General features: G+C 59.6%; 15 protein-coding genes. 5 read left to right on the top strand and 10 right to left on the bottom strand.

Annotated elements, in window-relative coordinates; genetic code table 11:
• Positions 1–137 precede the first annotated feature (137 nt).
• Complete coding sequence (gene trxA, locus ACZ5Q2_RS02145) at positions 138–464, top strand: thioredoxin TrxA (RefSeq protein ID WP_011784020.1); 327 nt, start codon at positions 138–140, stop codon at positions 462–464.
• 94 nt (positions 465–558) lie between these two features.
• Here the strand turns inward: trxA and ACZ5Q2_RS02140 are convergent, their stop codons facing one another.
• Genes ACZ5Q2_RS02140 through moaB form a run of 4 tightly spaced genes read right to left on the bottom strand, consistent with a single transcriptional unit; the run spans position 559 to position 3,069 of the window.
• On the bottom strand, positions 559–1,005 hold the full coding sequence (locus tag ACZ5Q2_RS02140) for a molybdenum cofactor biosynthesis protein MoaE (protein WP_061332510.1): 447 nt from the start codon (positions 1,003–1,005) through the stop codon (positions 559–561).
• Between the two features lies 1 nt (position 1,006).
• Entirely contained in the window at positions 1,007–1,267 is a 261-nt protein-coding gene (gene moaD / locus ACZ5Q2_RS02135; RefSeq protein ID WP_061332511.1) for a molybdopterin converting factor subunit 1, read from the bottom strand.
• A gap of 2 nt (positions 1,268–1,269) precedes the next feature.
• Positions 1,270–2,484, bottom strand: a complete 1,215-nt coding sequence (locus tag ACZ5Q2_RS02130; RefSeq protein WP_061332512.1) for a molybdopterin molybdotransferase MoeA — start codon at positions 2,482–2,484, stop codon at positions 1,270–1,272.
• A 12-nt stretch (positions 2,485–2,496) separates the two neighbouring features.
• Complete coding sequence (gene moaB / locus ACZ5Q2_RS02125) at positions 2,497–3,069, bottom strand: molybdenum cofactor biosynthesis protein B (RefSeq protein ID WP_061332513.1); 573 nt, start codon at positions 3,067–3,069, stop codon at positions 2,497–2,499.
• Positions 3,070–3,436: 367 nt separating this feature from the next.
• Between moaB and rho the strand changes: the two genes are divergently transcribed.
• From rho to ACZ5Q2_RS02110, 3 genes are all read left to right on the top strand, one after another.
• Positions 3,437–4,699: a transcription termination factor Rho gene (rho, locus tag ACZ5Q2_RS02120; RefSeq protein ID WP_058091947.1), complete on the top strand. Its 1,263-nt coding sequence runs from the start codon at positions 3,437–3,439 to the stop codon at positions 4,697–4,699.
• A gap of 222 nt (positions 4,700–4,921) precedes the next feature.
• On the top strand, positions 4,922–6,409 hold the full coding sequence (ubiD, locus tag ACZ5Q2_RS02115; RefSeq protein WP_061332514.1) for a 4-hydroxy-3-polyprenylbenzoate decarboxylase: 1,488 nt from the start codon (positions 4,922–4,924) through the stop codon (positions 6,407–6,409).
• A gap of 13 nt (positions 6,410–6,422) precedes the next feature.
• Positions 6,423–7,415 (top strand): 2Fe-2S iron-sulfur cluster-binding protein, encoded by a 993-nt coding sequence (locus tag ACZ5Q2_RS02110; protein WP_431474566.1) that lies wholly within the window; start codon positions 6,423–6,425, stop codon positions 7,413–7,415.
• A 61-nt stretch (positions 7,416–7,476) separates the two neighbouring features.
• Here ACZ5Q2_RS02110 and ACZ5Q2_RS02105 read toward each other — a convergent pair whose 3' ends face one another.
• From ACZ5Q2_RS02105 to ACZ5Q2_RS02080, 6 genes are all read right to left on the bottom strand, one after another.
• Positions 7,477–8,718 carry a heme biosynthesis HemY N-terminal domain-containing protein gene (locus tag ACZ5Q2_RS02105; RefSeq protein ID WP_061332516.1) on the bottom strand — a complete coding sequence of 414 codons (1,242 nt, stop codon included), beginning with the start codon at positions 8,716–8,718 and terminating at the stop codon, positions 7,477–7,479.
• Positions 8,715–9,827 (bottom strand): uroporphyrinogen-III C-methyltransferase, encoded by a 1,113-nt coding sequence (locus tag ACZ5Q2_RS02100; protein ID WP_082780581.1) that lies wholly within the window; start codon positions 9,825–9,827, stop codon positions 8,715–8,717. Before ACZ5Q2_RS02100 ends, ACZ5Q2_RS02105 begins: the two co-directional genes overlap by 4 nt.
• The gene (locus ACZ5Q2_RS02095; protein ID WP_061332517.1) at positions 9,814–10,653 is read right to left on the bottom strand and encodes a uroporphyrinogen-III synthase; all 840 of its coding nucleotides are present in this window, start codon (positions 10,651–10,653) and stop codon (positions 9,814–9,816) included. The genes ACZ5Q2_RS02100 and ACZ5Q2_RS02095 overlap by 14 nt, the downstream gene beginning before the upstream one ends.
• Entirely contained in the window at positions 10,634–11,575 is a 942-nt protein-coding gene (gene hemC, locus ACZ5Q2_RS02090) for a hydroxymethylbilane synthase (protein WP_061332518.1), read from the bottom strand. The genes ACZ5Q2_RS02095 and hemC overlap by 20 nt, the downstream gene beginning before the upstream one ends.
• Before the next feature lie 86 nt (positions 11,576–11,661).
• Positions 11,662–12,417, bottom strand: a complete 756-nt coding sequence (locus ACZ5Q2_RS02085; RefSeq protein ID WP_061332519.1) for a LytR/AlgR family response regulator transcription factor — start codon at positions 12,415–12,417, stop codon at positions 11,662–11,664.
• Positions 12,418–12,447: 30 nt separating this feature from the next.
• Entirely contained in the window at positions 12,448–13,536 is a 1,089-nt protein-coding gene (locus tag ACZ5Q2_RS02080; RefSeq protein ID WP_432210493.1) for a sensor histidine kinase, read from the bottom strand.
• A gap of 59 nt (positions 13,537–13,595) precedes the next feature.
• On the opposite strand from ACZ5Q2_RS02080, the gene argH reads away from it, so the two are divergent.
• On the top strand, positions 13,596–15,011 hold the full coding sequence (gene argH / locus ACZ5Q2_RS02075) for an argininosuccinate lyase (RefSeq protein WP_061332520.1): 1,416 nt from the start codon (positions 13,596–13,598) through the stop codon (positions 15,009–15,011).
• The last annotated feature ends 88 nt before the right edge of the window (positions 15,012–15,099 follow it).

The following is a 15,099-nucleotide window of genomic DNA, read 5'->3' as shown; positions in this document are numbered from 1 at the left end:
CAATCGCGTAAAGTATTCGTCTAACGAAATCCGGGCAGGCGACATTCCGATGACGGTTTGTAGAGCCTGCTACAGTCAACAGCGACTCCGACGCGGCTGCGTTACAGGCCCCGGAGCGCCTGAATCAGGAAAAGGTAATGAGCGGAAATATCGTTAATGTCACCGACGCTTCTTTCGAACAGGACGTACTGAAGTCCGACGTCCCGGTACTGGTCGACTACTGGGCTGAGTGGTGCGGCCCGTGCAAGATGATTGCCCCGGTTCTGGAAGAAATCGCCGACGAATACGACGGCAAGCTCAAGGTCTGCAAGCTCAACATCGACGAAAACGAACAGACCCCGCCCAAGTTCAACATCCGTGGTATCCCGACCCTCATGCTGTTCAAGAACGGCAACGTGGACGCCACCAAAGTTGGCGCTTTGTCCAAGTCACAACTCGCCGCCTTCCTCGACAGCAACCTCTGATCCGCTGTTGAAGAAAACCGCCCCTGAACATGGTTCACGGGCGGTTTTTTTGTGCCTCAATCACCCTCATTGGCCGTCAGTCGCAAGGTGAGCTTTATTTCCAGGCCCTGGAGCGGTCCAGGTCCGAGTCTTTTTGCTCAACCCAGTGTTCGGTGTCTCCGGTGATTTCTTTTTTCCAGAACGGGGCTGACGTTTTCAGGGCATCCATGATGAATTCGCAGGCTGCAAATGCGTCCCCCCGGTGAGCACTGCAAACGCCGACAAACACGATCTGATCCGACAGCGCCAGCCGCCCGACCCGATGAATCACCCTCGCCTTGCGGACATCCCAGCGCTGGGAGGCGGAATCAATCAATCCCTGAATCACCTGTTCCGTCATGCCGGGATAATGCTCCAGGAATAACCCGGTCACCCCGGACAGGTCCCCTGAGTCCCGCACCAGCCCGGAAAAGGTCGCCACCGCACCCGTGCCGGAGCCGGAGGCGCGCAGCGCCTCGTATTCCGCGCCGACATCGAAATCTTCCGTCTGGATAGAAATCATTTCAACCTCCGGTCACCGGTGGAAAAAAGGCCACTTCATCGCCCGGCGTGACTGGCGTTGATGGTTTGGCCATGGCCTGATTGACGGCCGCCATGACCGGCTGGTCGCCCTGCAGTTGAGCCCAGGGGCCGCCACGGGCGGCCAGTTCTGACAACACGCCCTCAACGGTTTGGCCCGGAGTTGCCGGCAACTCAAGGCTCTCGGTATCAAGCTCCTCGCGAAGCCGTGCGAAAAAGCGAACAGTCAGGTTCTGGTCAGTCATGATCAGCTCATCAGTTCAGGGTACGAGTAATACATCACCGGGTCACCGATATTGATGGTGCTGTTTTCCGGCACCACCGCCAGGCCGGAGCTCCAGCAAGCGGCACTCAGCACGCCGGAGCTCTGGTTCGGGGCAGCGGACACGGAAGCGGTGGCCCCGTTGCCTGTCTTGCGGGCGCGCACAAACTCCCGTCGGATGGATGGTGAATGGGTAGTGAAGTCTGCGGGCAGGCATTCCCCGATCGGCAGCGCGTCGGGTCGCCCCTGGCGTTTGCGAATGTAGGGCATCACGATGACCATAAAGGAAATCAACACAGAGGCCGGGTTGCCGGGCAGCCCAAGCACCGGCGTGTCGTCAATGCTGCCGAACGCCAATGGTTTGCCAGGCTTGATGGCCATCCGCCATAAAGACAGCCGGCCGGACTCCTCGAGCACTGCGCGCACGTGGTCTTCTTCGCCCACCGACACGCCGCCACTGGTGATAATCAGGTCGGCTTTCCTTGCCGCCTCTTGCAGCGCTTGGCGGGTGCCGTCGCGAGTATCCCGAACGGTCTCGCAGAGGATAGCCTCACATCCCGCCTGTGCCAGCATCCCGAGCAGGGTGTAGCGATTGCTGTTGTAAATCTGGCCGGGGGCAAGCGGCTCGCCGGGTTGTACCAGTTCATCGCCGGTGCTCAGGATGGCCACCCGCAACCGGTCCAGTACCGGCACCTGTGCGATGCCCATCGAGGCCAGTAAGCCCATTTCCTGGGGGCGAATAAGGGTGCCCCGGGGCAATGCCAGGTCCCCCTGGGTCAGGTCCTGTCCGCGACGACGAATGTTCTGCCCGGCGCTGACTTCGGCCATGATGAGGATGTTGTCACCGGTACGTTCCACCCGCTCCTGCATCACCACCGCATTCGCGCCCTCCGGAATCTCTGAACCGGTGAAGATTCGCACAGCGGTACCGGGCGCCAGTGGTTTGGGGGCCGTGCCCGCCGGCACCCGGTCAGAGACCACCAGCGCCCGCCCGGGTGCGACGTCTGAGTGGTACACCGCATAGCCATCCACGGCGCTGTTGTCAGCCGGGGGAACGTCCGCCGGCACATACTGGTTCTCGGCCAGGACCCGCCCCAAACACTCGCTGAGCGGCACCGCCTGGGATTGTGTGACAGCGGTGGCGCGACTCAATATGTAGTTGAGAGCGTCGTCAACAGAGATCAGGTCAGAGCCTGCCATGGTACCTCCCGGTTATTTTTCTGCGCGGTTGCCAATGACTTCCTGAAGCCGGCTGAAAGCACGCTCTGGCTTGCGCATGACCAGTCCGGAATAGTTGCAGGGGCCGTGCCGGCTGTCCAGCTGGTCTTTCAGAATGCCTTCCCAGCCAGTCCTGCAGGCACCGGTTGAACCCGGCAGGCAGAAAATAACGGTGTTGTTGGCCATGCCACCGAATGACCGGGACTGAATCGTGGAAGAACGGATCTCCAGCGCCGATAACCGGCGAAATTCCTCGCCGAAACCCTCAATGACCTTGTCCAGCAGGGGCTTGACCGCTTCCGGTGTGCTGTCTCGTTCATGAAAGCCGGTGCCGCCGGTTATGATGACCGCCTGAACGTCCTGGTCCGCAATCCATTGTGAAATAATAGCGCGTATCAGGTAAACGTCGTCCGGAAGTATCCGGCGAGACACCAGTCGGTGGCCGGCCTCAATCACGCTGTCTTCGAGGAACTGCCCGGAGGTGTCCTGCTCGAAACCCCGTGTGTCAGATACGGTCAAAATAGCAATGTTCAGAGGTTTGAGTTCATTCGTAAGCTCAGTGCTCATGGCTTGGCTCCGCTCTACTGCATTCGAGATGCGTTCATCAGTAATACTAGTGTCAGTATCCGTATACGGGCCGCAGATGGGAAGGGAGTAACCCATCAGAGGGAGGTGTGCTGGTGGCGGAAGATCATGAAACTGACTTAATTTTGGACAGAGGTCTTGACAGACGCCTTCAAGGTGGTCGATTATGCGGCTTGCCCGGCGAACGGTTGTTCCCACTCTCTGGCTTCAGCAAACAAATCCGGCTTCCATCTGCACCGGTTGCTCCATCTAGCCAGCACCATGTTTCAGCTTTTTTGATCAATGCGTTCAGGGGCACCCCTGTCATTCCAACAGTCGTTTACTTCCATTCCTGACAATCCTACAAATTATGAATCTTACTGAACTCAAGCAGAAATCTGTGCCCGAATTGCTCGATATCGCGCAAGAAATGGGCCTGGACAACCTGGCTCGCTCGCGCAAACAGGATGTTATCTTCACCATCCTGAAGAAACACGCCAAGAGCGGCGAAGACATCTACGGCGACGGCGTACTGGAAATTCTGCAGGACGGTTTCGGCTTCCTTCGCTCCGGCGACGCCTCCTACCTGGCCGGCCCGGACGATATCTATGTTTCCCCCAGCCAGATTCGCCGTTTCAACCTGCGTACCGGCGATACCGTCTCCGGTAAAATCCGTCCTCCCAAGGATGGTGAGCGTTACTTCGCCCTGCTGAAAGTTAACGAGATTAACTTCGATAAGCCGGACAACGCCCGCAACAAGATTCTGTTTGAAAACCTGACCCCGTTGTTCCCCCAGGAGCGATTGACCCTGGAAGTGGGCAACGGCAGTACCGAAGACCTTTCGTCTCGGGTACTCGACCTGGTAGCCCCGATCGGTAAAGGCCAGCGTGGCCTGATCGTGTCCCCGCCCAAGGCCGGTAAAACGCTGCTGATGCAGGGCATTGCCCAGTCCATCGCCCGCAACAACCCGGAATGTCACCTGATGGTGCTGCTGATTGACGAGCGCCCGGAAGAAGTGACTGAAATGCAGCGCACCGTGCGCGGCGAGGTTGTAGCCTCCACCTTCGATGAGCCGCCGGCTCGTCACGTGCAGGTAGCGGAAATGGTGATCGAAAAGGCCAAGCGCCTGGTCGAGCACAAGAAAGATGTCATCATCCTGCTGGACTCCATCACCCGCCTGGCCCGCGCCTACAATACGGTGATTCCGTCTTCCGGCAAGGTGCTCACCGGTGGTGTTGACGCCCATGCCCTGGAAAAGCCCAAACGCTTCTTCGGTGCGGCCCGGAATGTGGAAGAGGGCGGCAGCCTGACCATCCTGGCGACCGCGCTGGTGGATACCGGTTCCAAGATGGACGAGGTTATCTACGAGGAGTTCAAGGGCACCGGTAACATGGAAGTGCACCTGGACCGCAAGATTGCCGAGAAGCGTGTCTACCCGGCCATCAACATCCGTCGTTCCGGCACCCGCCGTGAAGACCTGCTGATGAGCGAGGCAGACATCCAGCGCGTGTGGATTCTGCGCAAGCTGCTGCACTCCATGGACGACGACACCGGTGCACTGGAGTTCCTGCTAGACAAGCTACGTGACACCAAAACCAACGACGAGTTCTTCCAGTCCATGAAGCGTCGTTGATACTGGTCTCTATGCGTGTCTGATTTCGGGGCGTACCCCCCAAAGTTCAAAGAACAAGGCCGGGAGAGGGTGTCAAAACCATCAGGAAAACCACCGTTTTCCGTTTTGACACCCTCTCCCGGCCTTGTTCAAACTCCGAACTAAAAAATCAAAAGGCTAAATGCAGGGCAGTCCGGATAAGCCCAAACTCCGTAGTACCGTAGACCAGAAACGGAGCACACCATGAAATACAGCGACCTGAGAGACTTCATCAGCCAGCTGGAAAAGCTGGGTGAGCTGAAACGCATCAGCGTAGAAGTCGACCCCCACCTGGAAATGACCGAAATCTGCGACCGCACACTGCGGGCCGGTGGGCCGGCGTTGTTGTTTGAAAACCCGAAAGGCTACGACATGCCCGTGTTGGCCAACCTGTTTGGCACTCCCAAACGGGTGGCGCTGGGGATGGGGCAGGAAGACGTGGCGGCATTGCGGGAGGTTGGCAAGCTGTTGGCGTTCCTGAAAGAGCCGGATCCCCCCAAGGGCTTCAGGGATGCCATCGAAAAACTGCCGATCTTCAAACAGGTGATGCGCATGAGCCCGAAAGTGCTCCGCTCGGCACCCTGCCAGGACGTGGTGATCGACAAGGACCAGGTTGACCTGTACCAGATTCCGGTACAGCACTGCTGGCCCGGTGACGCCGGCCCGTTGGTAACCTGGCCGCTGGTAATCACCCGTGGGCCCAATAAAGAGCGCCAGAACCTGGGAATCTATCGGCAGCAGGTGATTGGTCGCAACCGGTTAATCATGCGCTGGCTCAGCCATCGGGGCGGGGCGTTGGACTATCAGGAATTCCGCCGGGCCAACCCGGACAAACCCTATCCGGTGGCGGTGGCCCTGGGCGCGGACCCGGCAACCATTCTCGGCGCTGTTACCCCGGTGCCGGATTCGTTGTCCGAGTACGCCTTCGCCGGGTTGTTACGGGGTGCCCGTACCGAGCTGGTCAAGGCTGGCCTGAGTGATTTGCAGGTACCGGCCAGCGCCGAGATCGTGCTGGAAGGGTTTATCTACCCGGACGACATGGCTCCGGAGGGCCCCTTCGGCGACCATACCGGTTATTACAACGAGGTGGATCATTTCCCGGTGTTCACCGTGGAGCGAATCACGCACCGCCGTGACCCGATTTACCACAGCACCTACACCGGTCGCCCGCCCGATGAGCCGGCGGTGCTCGGGGTGGCGTTGAACGAAGTGTTTATTCCGATCCTGCAGAAGCAGTTTCCGGAGATTGTGGATTTCTACCTGCCTCCGGAAGGCTGCTCCTATCGGCTGGCCATCGTTACCATGAAAAAACAGTACCCGGGCCATGCCAAACGGGTGATGATGGGCGTATGGTCGTTCCTGCGGCAGTTTATGTACACCAAGTTCGTGATTGTCACCGATGACGATGTGAATGCCCGCAGCTGGGAAGATGTGATCTGGGCCATGACCACTCGGATGGACCCGGTTCGGGACACCACGATGGTGGAGAATACACCGATCGACTATCTCGACTTCGCCTCGCCGGTGTCTGGCCTGGGTTCAAAAATGGGCCTGGATGCCACCAACAAATGGCCCGGTGAGACCGATCGGGAGTGGGGCACCGCGATCACCATGACCGATGAGGTCAAGCAGCGGGTGGACGACCTGTGGGACAGCCTCGGCATTGAAATTCCCGCCGCCCGCCCCGATTGACAGGAGCGGCCGGATGCATCGGATTCGGCTTAAGCCATCCGGCCTGAGTTTTCAGGTGGCAGACGATACGGACTTGCTGCTGGCCGCTGCTGAATCCGGGATTCAGGTGCCGGCCGCCTGCAGAAATGGCGTTTGTGAAATCTGTGAGGCCCGGCTGGTGTCCGGTCTGGCCCTGAATACCCGTAATCAGAAACTAATCACGGTTGGTGAGCGTTTAATGATGTGTCGAACTTTGGCGCTGACTGACCTGAAACTGGAGATACCCGCCGTTATGGCATCAGGAAATCATCAACCCCGGCAATACCTGGCAAAAGTGGTGGACGTGCGCTCCATCAGTCACGATGTGTATCGGGTTGAATTGCAGTTGCCGAAGCGCCGCGAGGTGGCTTTTCACGCCGGCCAGTACCTGTCGGTGAACCTTCCAGGTGCCGAGCCCTGCTATTTTTCAATTGCCAGCAGTCCGTCGGCCGCCAATATCGAGTTGCACATCCAGGCCTCGCCAGACTGGGTGTCTGCCCAGAAGGTGATTGATGCCCTGACCTCAGGGCAGGATGTTACCGTGGAGTTGCCTCACGGCAAGGCGTGCCTGGCTGCCGCGCCGGACAAACCGGTGCTGATGGTGGCGGCAGGTACCGGTTTTGCACAGATGAAAAGCCTGTGCGAATTCCTGCAGGAAACCCGTTTCCAGCACCCGGTCAAATTGTACTGGGGGGTGCGCAAGCACGAGGATATGTACCTGCGGTCGCTGGCCCAGCAATGGCATGACGACTGGCCACCGTTCAGCTTCTTCCCGGTGGTCGGTGACGACGAGGACAACGATTGGGGTGGCCATCACGATCAGTTGGTGGGTGCCGTGCTGGCATCCGGGGCAGACTGGCAAAATGTGGAAGTGCATGCCAGTGGCTCGCCAGCCATGGTCTACACCCTGATGGATGCGTTGATGGCTGAAGGGTTACCAAAGCAGGCGTTCTTTTCGGATGTGTTGGAATACGCTCCGCGGGATTGAACGCCGCCATGGTGAACCAAAAAGGCCGGATGGTAACCATCCGGCCTTTTTGGTTCCAGTGTCAGGCCCTTGGCATGGGCAGGTCTGGCAAACTGTTATCGCTTTCCAGACCCTGCATGAGCAGCTTGATACTGGCTTCCTCTTCGCCCATGTGAGCATTCAGCCGGCTTAACTCGGCCAGGGTTTCCCGGCTACGGCGCAGGTGCAGGCTGGTCTGGAAATACTCTTTTGCCTTGCCCCAGAGCTCGTTACGCAGGCTGAGGCGGCCCAGGGCCAGCAACAGCTCCGCATTATTGGGACGGTCTTTCAGCCACTGTTCGGCAATCAGCAGTTGCTCTTCGGGCTGGTTGCCCTTTACCCGCCCATACAGGTTGATGAGCTCATCGCTCCAGTGGTTTCTCAGTACCTTGCGCAACAGGGTTTCGGCCTGGGCTTCGTCACCCAGCCTGGCCAGCAGGCTGGCGTAATCCCGGATGGTGTATTCGTCCCGGCGCACAAAGCCGGGCAGCTCGTCCCATAGCCGGGTCAGCGGTTCCAGAGACGCCTCCGGGTTGTCTTTGCGCAGCTTCTGGGTGTCTTCTGCGGCCCTTTCCAGCAGGTTATGCCATACCTGCCGTTCAAGCTCGTCCAGCTCTTTGCCCGGCAATACATCCCGCTTGCGAAGCTCTGGTATCAACCGGGACAGCTCACGCCAGTCTTCCAGGCGCAGGTAGGTGTTCTTCAGGAGCTTCAGCACAAACGGATGATGGGGCGACTCCTTGCGAAGGCGCAGCAGGGTGGCCAGGGCTTGCTCCAGCCGATTGCCTGCCAGTTGCAGCTGGGCCTGGGTCAGCCCTACCGCCATGCTGGAGCCAGGGGTGCTGTCATAGGCTTTGCGCAACAGCTCATCCACCGCTTCGTGGTCACCGGTTTCAAAGGCCGCCTGGGCGGCAGCAAGGTAGTTGATCAGCGGTGTGTCGGCTTTGTCTGCCGAGGTGGCCAGCAGCTTGCGGGCCCGTGGCCAGTTGCCCTCGGCTAGTGCCAGCAGGCCCTGGGTGGTGCGGCGCCGGGCCCGGCGTTCGTTGCCCCGGGATACCCAGCCGGCCACCATCCCGGTGCCGTGGCGCAGGTGCCTGAAGGTATTGATCAGAGAAACCGCCAATACCACCAGCAGGATTATCAGCCCGAGGCCCACCCAGAAATTGGTTTCAATCAGGTAATGGCCCAGGCTGATGCGAATATAGCCAAGATCATAGGTCAGCCCCAGGGATAATGCGGTGCCAACCAGCAGCGCGACCAGCAGGAGCAGCAGAAGCCTGATCATGAGTCATTGCCCCCGCGTTCGGTTCCGGAGGCGTCATCATTGCCGGTCGCCAGCCGACCGGCCAGCCGCTCTTTCAGCAAGCCGAGGGACTGGCTGATATCCGGCAGGGTTGGGTCCACATTTCGGTCCGCCAGTTCCGTCAGCGTATCGGCCAGTCCCCGGATCGCCGGATTGGTGGCGTCATACCAGTCGTTTATGGTGGTGATGGCCTTGTTCAGGGCCCGTTCATACAATGGCTGGTTGCCCCGAAGCACGGCCATTTCGGCCTCTTCCAGCATCAACTGAAGGTTAAGGCGAGCCCAGGCGCTCTGGTCCGGCGACAACAGGGGTTTGACCGGTTCGTCCAGACGACGGACCACGACCACCTGTTTGAGGGTGTCGAGGAAACGATTCCAGCCCCGCACAAACATGTTGCGGCCATCGGTCGGGGCATTCGGGTCTTCGGTCATCTGGAAACCGGGGGCCTGATCATGAATCAGGGCCTGGTCAGTCAGGTCGTGGATGCTGGCAATGGCCGCTTCCAGTTTCAGGTACAGTCCGGTGCGGTCGACGCCCTGGATGCCACGCAGTGACAGAATTTCCCGGGCCAGTTGCTGGCGAACCGGGTAAACCCCGATGTCATCGGATTCCCGCAGAACCTCATCCGCTGATTCCAGGGCAGACAGGGCGCCCCGGATATCTTTCTCAATCAACAGGCGCTGGTTGGCGATGCGCAGCAGGTATTCCGCCTCGGCCAGCAGCCAGTCGGTACGGGTACGATTCCCGGCCTCAAGCAGTTCCCGGGCATTGTGGTCAATCTGTCGCTGCTGGGTGGCGATCAGCTCGCGCTGGGCTGAAAGGTTATTCTCCAGTGACTGAAGGCGCTGGCTCTGCTCGCTGCCACGGCTGCCATAACGGTCTTCCAGTTGTGCCGTATCCTGGCGCAACTCCTGGATCACCAGCATAGTGGTTTTGTGGGTTTGCCATTGTTGCCAGTTCCAGAACGCGAGGGCCAGGGCAATAATCAGCGCCAGCATGGCAATCAGCCATACCGGCCACAGGCGCACGCGGGCGGAATTGGCAGGGTTTACCGGAGCGGGCAGTTGCTTTGTTGTTTCAGTCACGGGCATCCTTACTTGGTTTACCGTTGTCACCGGCCTCCTGCATCAGCCAGGAAGCCACACTGGTCACCAGATCCTGGTCAGCCAGGCCGTCCGGAACCAGCACATTCCTGAAGCCGGCCTTGCGGGCCTGCTCCGAGACTCGTTCCGCTGGAACCACCAGCAGCGCATTGTTCAGGGTCGCCAGGAACGCGCTGCTGGCCTCTACCAGATTGTTCAGGGTTTCACCGGAAAGCGCAATAATCACCTCCGGCCGGAACCCAGCGAAATTGTCTTCTAAGTCGTTGGCAGCATAGTACGGCCGGAAGCGTCGGTACAGCGGCAGAACCGTTACACGGGCACCTCGTTGCTCCAGGGTCTGTCGGATCAGCTCGCGGCCGTCTTCTCCCCGTGCCAGTAGCACTTTTTCGTGGTTTAGATTCTGCAATCCCGGCAGGGCCAGCAGGGCTTCACTGGTCCAGCCATTGTCTGGCTTGTTCGGGCTCAGACCGTGGTGGGCGAAAACCGCGGCGGTGCCGGCACCCACGCCATACCACTGGATGCCCATGGGCACCTGGGGCCACCAGTGATCGATCTCATCAAGCAGCAAGCTGGCTGCGTAGGGGCTGACGGCAATGATGTGAGCGAAGTGGTCCAGATCCTGAAGGGTCGACCGGCGCTCTGGTGTTGCAGGCAGCGGCTCCCTGGCCATCAGGGGCATCCGGCGAACTTCGGCGCCGGCGGCCTGAAAAGCCTGTGCCAGGCGGCTTGCCTCGGGTTCTGGCCGGCAAATCAGTACGCGCCGGCCCTGCAAGGGCAGGGCCTGGCTATTCCGATCAGCTTGGGGTGTGGCCATAGATCTCAGCCAGTACCTTGTCAGCACCCATAGCCAGCAGCTGCTCCGCCAGTTCACGGCCCAGGCGTTCGCCTTCGGCGCGGGGCGCGCGGCCTTCTACCCGAAAAATCTCGGTGCCGTCGACAGCGCCCACCAGCCCGCGCAGCCACAATGTGTTGTCGTCTTCCAGCAGGGCATAGGCGGCAATGGGAACCTGGCAACCCCCTTCGAGGCGCCGGTTCAGGGCCCTTTCTGCTTTCACCCGGTCAGAAGTATCGTCGTGATTCAGTGGTGCCAGCAATGCCCGCAGCTCGCTGTCATCAAGGCGGCATTCAATACCCAGCGCGCCCTGGCCAACGGCCGGAAGCGAGACAGTATCCGGCATGCAGTAGCGTATCCGGTCGTGGAAGCCCAGGCGCTTGAGGCCGGAGCTGGCCAGAACAATGGCGTCGTATTCGCCGGCATCCAGCTTGGCCAATCGGGTGTTGACGTTGCCTCGCAGCATCTTGATTTCCAGGTCCGGGCGGTTGGCCCTGAGCTGGGTTTCGCGGCGCAGACTTGAGGTGCCAACCACGGCACCCTGGGGCAGTTGGTCCAGATGATCGTACTGATTGCTGATAAACGCATCGGTCGGGTCTTCCCGCTCACAGATAGCCACCAGGCCAAGGCCCTCCGGGAATTCCATGGGCACGTCTTTCATGGAATGCACCGCAAGGTCGGCCCGGCCGTCCAGCATGGCTTCTTCCAGCTCCTTCACAAACAGCCCCTTGCCACCAATCTTGGCCAGGGGCACGTCCAGAATCTTGTCGCCCTGGGTTTTGATCTTCACCAGCTCCACGGTGATGTGATCGTGCAGCCTTTCCAGTTCGGATTTGATGAATTCCGCCTGCCACAACGCCAGGGCGCTGCTGCGGGTTGCAATGCGAAGGGTTCGTGTTGACATGGCACTCACAGTCGTAGGAAAAAAATGTGCCCCAAGGTTACCTTGTGGCAGTGAAAAAGTCCCGCCGTAGACGGCCCTGTACCCCGTCAGGGGGAGGGTTGGTGCTCCTGCAACCACTGCCTGACATGGCTGGCATGGCGGCGGCTGACCGGTAGCAGGGTGTCTGAGTCGTTCAGTGCCAGCATACTCTGACCATCGCTGTTGCGCCGCAGGGCCTGGATGAAACGCACGCCTACCAGGGTATGCCGATGAATGCGTAACAGTTTTTCCGGATACGCCTGCTCCAGTTCTTTCAGGGTGTAATCACAGACCGTTTCACCCCGGCTGTGGTGCAGGGTGACGTATTTCTGGTCCGCTTCGCAGTAGCGGATGTCTGTAAGATCAATCAGTTCTGTTCCCCGGTGGGTGCGCACGGCAACCTGTTCGGTGGTCAGGTCGCTGTTGTGGGTTAGAGCCTGGAGCTGAACCCGGTTGACCTTTCCTGCCCGAGCCAAGGCGTCTGCCAGAGCCTCCCGTCGCACCGGTTTGAGCAGGTAGGCGATGGCGCGAACCTCGAACGCCTGGATGGCATAGTGGTCGTAGGCTGTACAGAAAATAACCGCCGGCGGGTTGCTGAGCTGGCTCAGCTGGTGCGCCGCTTCCATGCCGTCCATGCCCGGCATGCGAATGTCCATCAGCAGGATATCCGGTTCCAGCTCGGCCACCTTGCGCAGCGCGTCATTGCCATCGCTCGCTTCACCGCACACCCGGTATTCCGGCAGTTCTTCCACCAGGCGCTGAATGCGCTGCCGGGCCAGGGGTTCGTCGTCTGCGATCAGAATGCGCTGCGGTTGTTGGTTCATGGTGCTCCTGCGGTCGCCTGGTCTGTTTTGTCAGCTTGCTGTCCTTGCGGGCAGCCTGAGGGTAACTGTGTAGATGTTGTGTTGATGGCTGTGTTTGAGAACCGCTGGCTCGCCGAACAAAGCCTGGAGCCTGGCCTGGATGTTAACAAGGGCCACCTGGTTGCCCTGGTGCTGGCGGTTGCTGGACTCCGGTTTCGGGTTCTGGACCATCAAGTATACAAAATGGCCTTTGCCGTACACCTCGATCCGCACTGTGCCGCCTTCGGGTCTGGGCTGAATGCCGTGGTAGATGGCGTTCTCTACCAGCGGTTGCAAGGTCAGCGGAGGAATGGCCTGTTGCTCGAGGCCCGGCTGTATGTCCCAGTCCAGCTTTAACCGGTCTCCCAGGCGCAGGGCTTCAATGGCCAGATAGCGTTGGCACAGCTCCAGTTCACGGCTGAGTGGTACCAGTTGATCATCGGTGCGCAGGCTGGCCCGGAACAGCTCGGACAGATCCAGCACCGCCTCTTCTGCCTGTTCCGGATTGCTGGCAATCAGGCTGGCAATGGTGTTCATGCTGTTAAACAGGAAATGGGGCTGGATCCTGGCCTGCAGCGACGTCAGCCGGGCCTGCATTTCGGCCTCTCGCTGTTGTTGCCACTGGTCCTGCAGGTAAAAGTAGCGTAACACCATCAGCACGATCAGCAGCGCCACCAACAGTTTCTTGGCAATGCCCTGCCACAGCGCAACCCCCGGCTGCGGGTGCAATACGTTGTCGGCAAACAGGCTGAAAGCCAGCACATCCAGCAGCACAATGACCACAATGGCGAGGGTGGCGCGGGCGACGCTCATTTGCGCCAGCCATGGCCGCAGCAGGCAGATCAGTGCGGCACTGGTGAGGGTGGTCCACTGTACGAACAGGGACAGCAAGCCGAAGTAGTTCCAGTCTATCCAGCCGCGCTCGGCCTGCACGATAGACAACACCAGGACAAAAAGCTCACTGGTGACCAGCAGCAGGAACACCGCCCGTACCCGGCAAAGATCGGGCACGTAGAAGTCTGCGGTATCCTTTTCTTTGATGCCTTTGTCGGTTGCCAGGGGTGTCTCCTTAACCGGGGTCAGAATGCTATACTGCGGCAAATTTTCACTTATCCATTGCCGGCGTGATGATGCCGGGCTGTCAGCAGGAAAGATAGACCATGACGGATCAGAAAAAGTCTGACCAGACCACATCCTCCGAAAAACCCTGGGGTGGCCGCTTCAGCGAGCCCACAGACGCCTTTGTTGAGCGCTTCACTGCGTCGGTCGGTTTTGACCAGCGCCTGTATCACCATGATATTACCGGCTCCATCGCCCATGCCACCATGCTGGCTCAAGTGGGTGTGCTCACTGACGCTGAGCGAGACCAGATTATTGATGGTCTGAAAGGCGTGAAGGAAGACATCGAGGCCGGCCGCTTCGAATGGTCTGTCAGCCTTGAAGACGTGCACATGAACATCGAAGCCCGGCTGACCGACCGCATCGGCATTACCGGTAAAAAGCTGCACACCGGCCGCAGCCGTAACGACCAGGTAGCCACCGACATCCGCCTGTACCTGCGGGACGAAATCGACGTGATTGCCGAGGAACTGGCCCGCCTGCAGGCTGGCCTGTTGGATCTGGCCGAGCGTGAAGCGGACACCATTATGCCCGGCTTCACCCACCTGCAGACCGCCCAGCCGGTTACCTTTGGCCACCATTTGCTGGCCTGGTACGAAATGTTGGTGCGTGATGCCGATCGTCTGCAGGATTGTCGCAAGCGGGTGAATGTGATGCCCCTGGGCGCTGCCGCCCTGGCCGGCACCACTTACCCGATCGACCGCAACCTGACTGCCGAGCTGCTGGGCTTTGACCGGCCGACTGAAAACAGCCTGGATTCGGTGTCTGACCGGGACTTCGCCATCGAATTCTGCAGCTTTGCCGCGCTGCTGATGACCCACCTGTCCCGGTTCAGTGAAGAGCTGGTGCTGTGGACCTCGGCCCAGTTTGATTTCATCGACCTGCCGGACCGCTTCTGCACCGGGTCCTCCATCATGCCCCAGAAGAAGAACCCGGATGTGCCGGAGCTGGTGCGCGGCAAGACCGGCCGGGTCAATGGTCACCTGATCAGTCTGCTGACCCTGATGAAGAGCCAGCCGCTGGCCTACAACAAGGACAATCAGGAAGACAAAGAGCCGCTGTTCGACACTGTCGATACCATCAAGGGCTGCCTGAAGGCCTACGCCGACATGATTCCGGCGATCGAAGCCAAGGCCGATAACATGCGGGTAGCAGCCAAGCGGGGCTTCTCTACCGCCACCGATCTGGCCGACTACCTGGTCAAGAAAGGCGTGCCTTTCCGGGATGCCCACGAAATCGTCGGCAAGTCTGTTGCTTTTGGTGTGGCCGAAAGCCGTGATCTGTCCGAGATGACCCTGGAAGAACTGCAGCAGTTCTCCGACGTAATTGGTGAGGATGTGTTTGACGTGCTGACCCTGGAAGGCTCCGTGCAGGCCCGTGATCACCTGGGCGGCACCGCACCGAACCAGGTGCGTGCGGCGGTGGCCCGCGCCCGGAAGGGGCTAAGGCTGGTGTAGTCCATGGGTGTGTCATAGGCTGATCAGCGTAGAAGATTTATGACAAAACCGTGAAGTGCGGTTTTGTCATAAATACGAAATATCGGCT

Source organism: Marinobacter alkaliphilus, assembly GCF_055394375.1.
The sequence above is the reverse complement of the archived record's forward strand: the minus strand, read 5'-3'. Positions and strand labels throughout refer to the sequence as shown.

Bases quoted from the DNA above. Each gene is read 5' to 3' on its own strand.
- trxA (WP_011784020.1), top strand. From the start codon at position 138: ATGAGCGGAAATATCGTTAATGTCACCGACGCTTCTTTCGAACAGGAC.
- ACZ5Q2_RS02140 (WP_061332510.1), bottom strand. From the start codon at position 1,005: ATGATTTCTATCCAGACGGAAGATTTCGATGTCGGCGCGGAATACGAG.
- moaD (WP_061332511.1), bottom strand. From the start codon at position 1,267: ATGACTGACCAGAACCTGACTGTTCGCTTTTTCGCACGGCTTCGCGAG.
- ACZ5Q2_RS02130 (WP_061332512.1), bottom strand. From the start codon at position 2,484: ATGGCAGGCTCTGACCTGATCTCTGTTGACGACGCTCTCAACTACATA.
- moaB (WP_061332513.1), bottom strand. From the start codon at position 3,069: ATGAGCACTGAGCTTACGAATGAACTCAAACCTCTGAACATTGCTATT.
- rho (WP_058091947.1), top strand. From the start codon at position 3,437: ATGAATCTTACTGAACTCAAGCAGAAATCTGTGCCCGAATTGCTCGAT.
- ubiD (WP_061332514.1), top strand. From the start codon at position 4,922: ATGAAATACAGCGACCTGAGAGACTTCATCAGCCAGCTGGAAAAGCTG.
- ACZ5Q2_RS02110 (WP_431474566.1), top strand. From the start codon at position 6,423: ATGCATCGGATTCGGCTTAAGCCATCCGGCCTGAGTTTTCAGGTGGCA.
- ACZ5Q2_RS02105 (WP_061332516.1), bottom strand. From the start codon at position 8,718: ATGATCAGGCTTCTGCTGCTCCTGCTGGTCGCGCTGCTGGTTGGCACC.
- ACZ5Q2_RS02100 (WP_082780581.1), bottom strand. From the start codon at position 9,827: ATGCCCGTGACTGAAACAACAAAGCAACTGCCCGCTCCGGTAAACCCT.
- ACZ5Q2_RS02095 (WP_061332517.1), bottom strand. From the start codon at position 10,653: ATGGCCACACCCCAAGCTGATCGGAATAGCCAGGCCCTGCCCTTGCAG.
- hemC (WP_061332518.1), bottom strand. From the start codon at position 11,575: ATGTCAACACGAACCCTTCGCATTGCAACCCGCAGCAGCGCCCTGGCG.
- ACZ5Q2_RS02085 (WP_061332519.1), bottom strand. From the start codon at position 12,417: ATGAACCAACAACCGCAGCGCATTCTGATCGCAGACGACGAACCCCTG.
- argH (WP_061332520.1), top strand. From the start codon at position 13,596: ATGACGGATCAGAAAAAGTCTGACCAGACCACATCCTCCGAAAAACCC.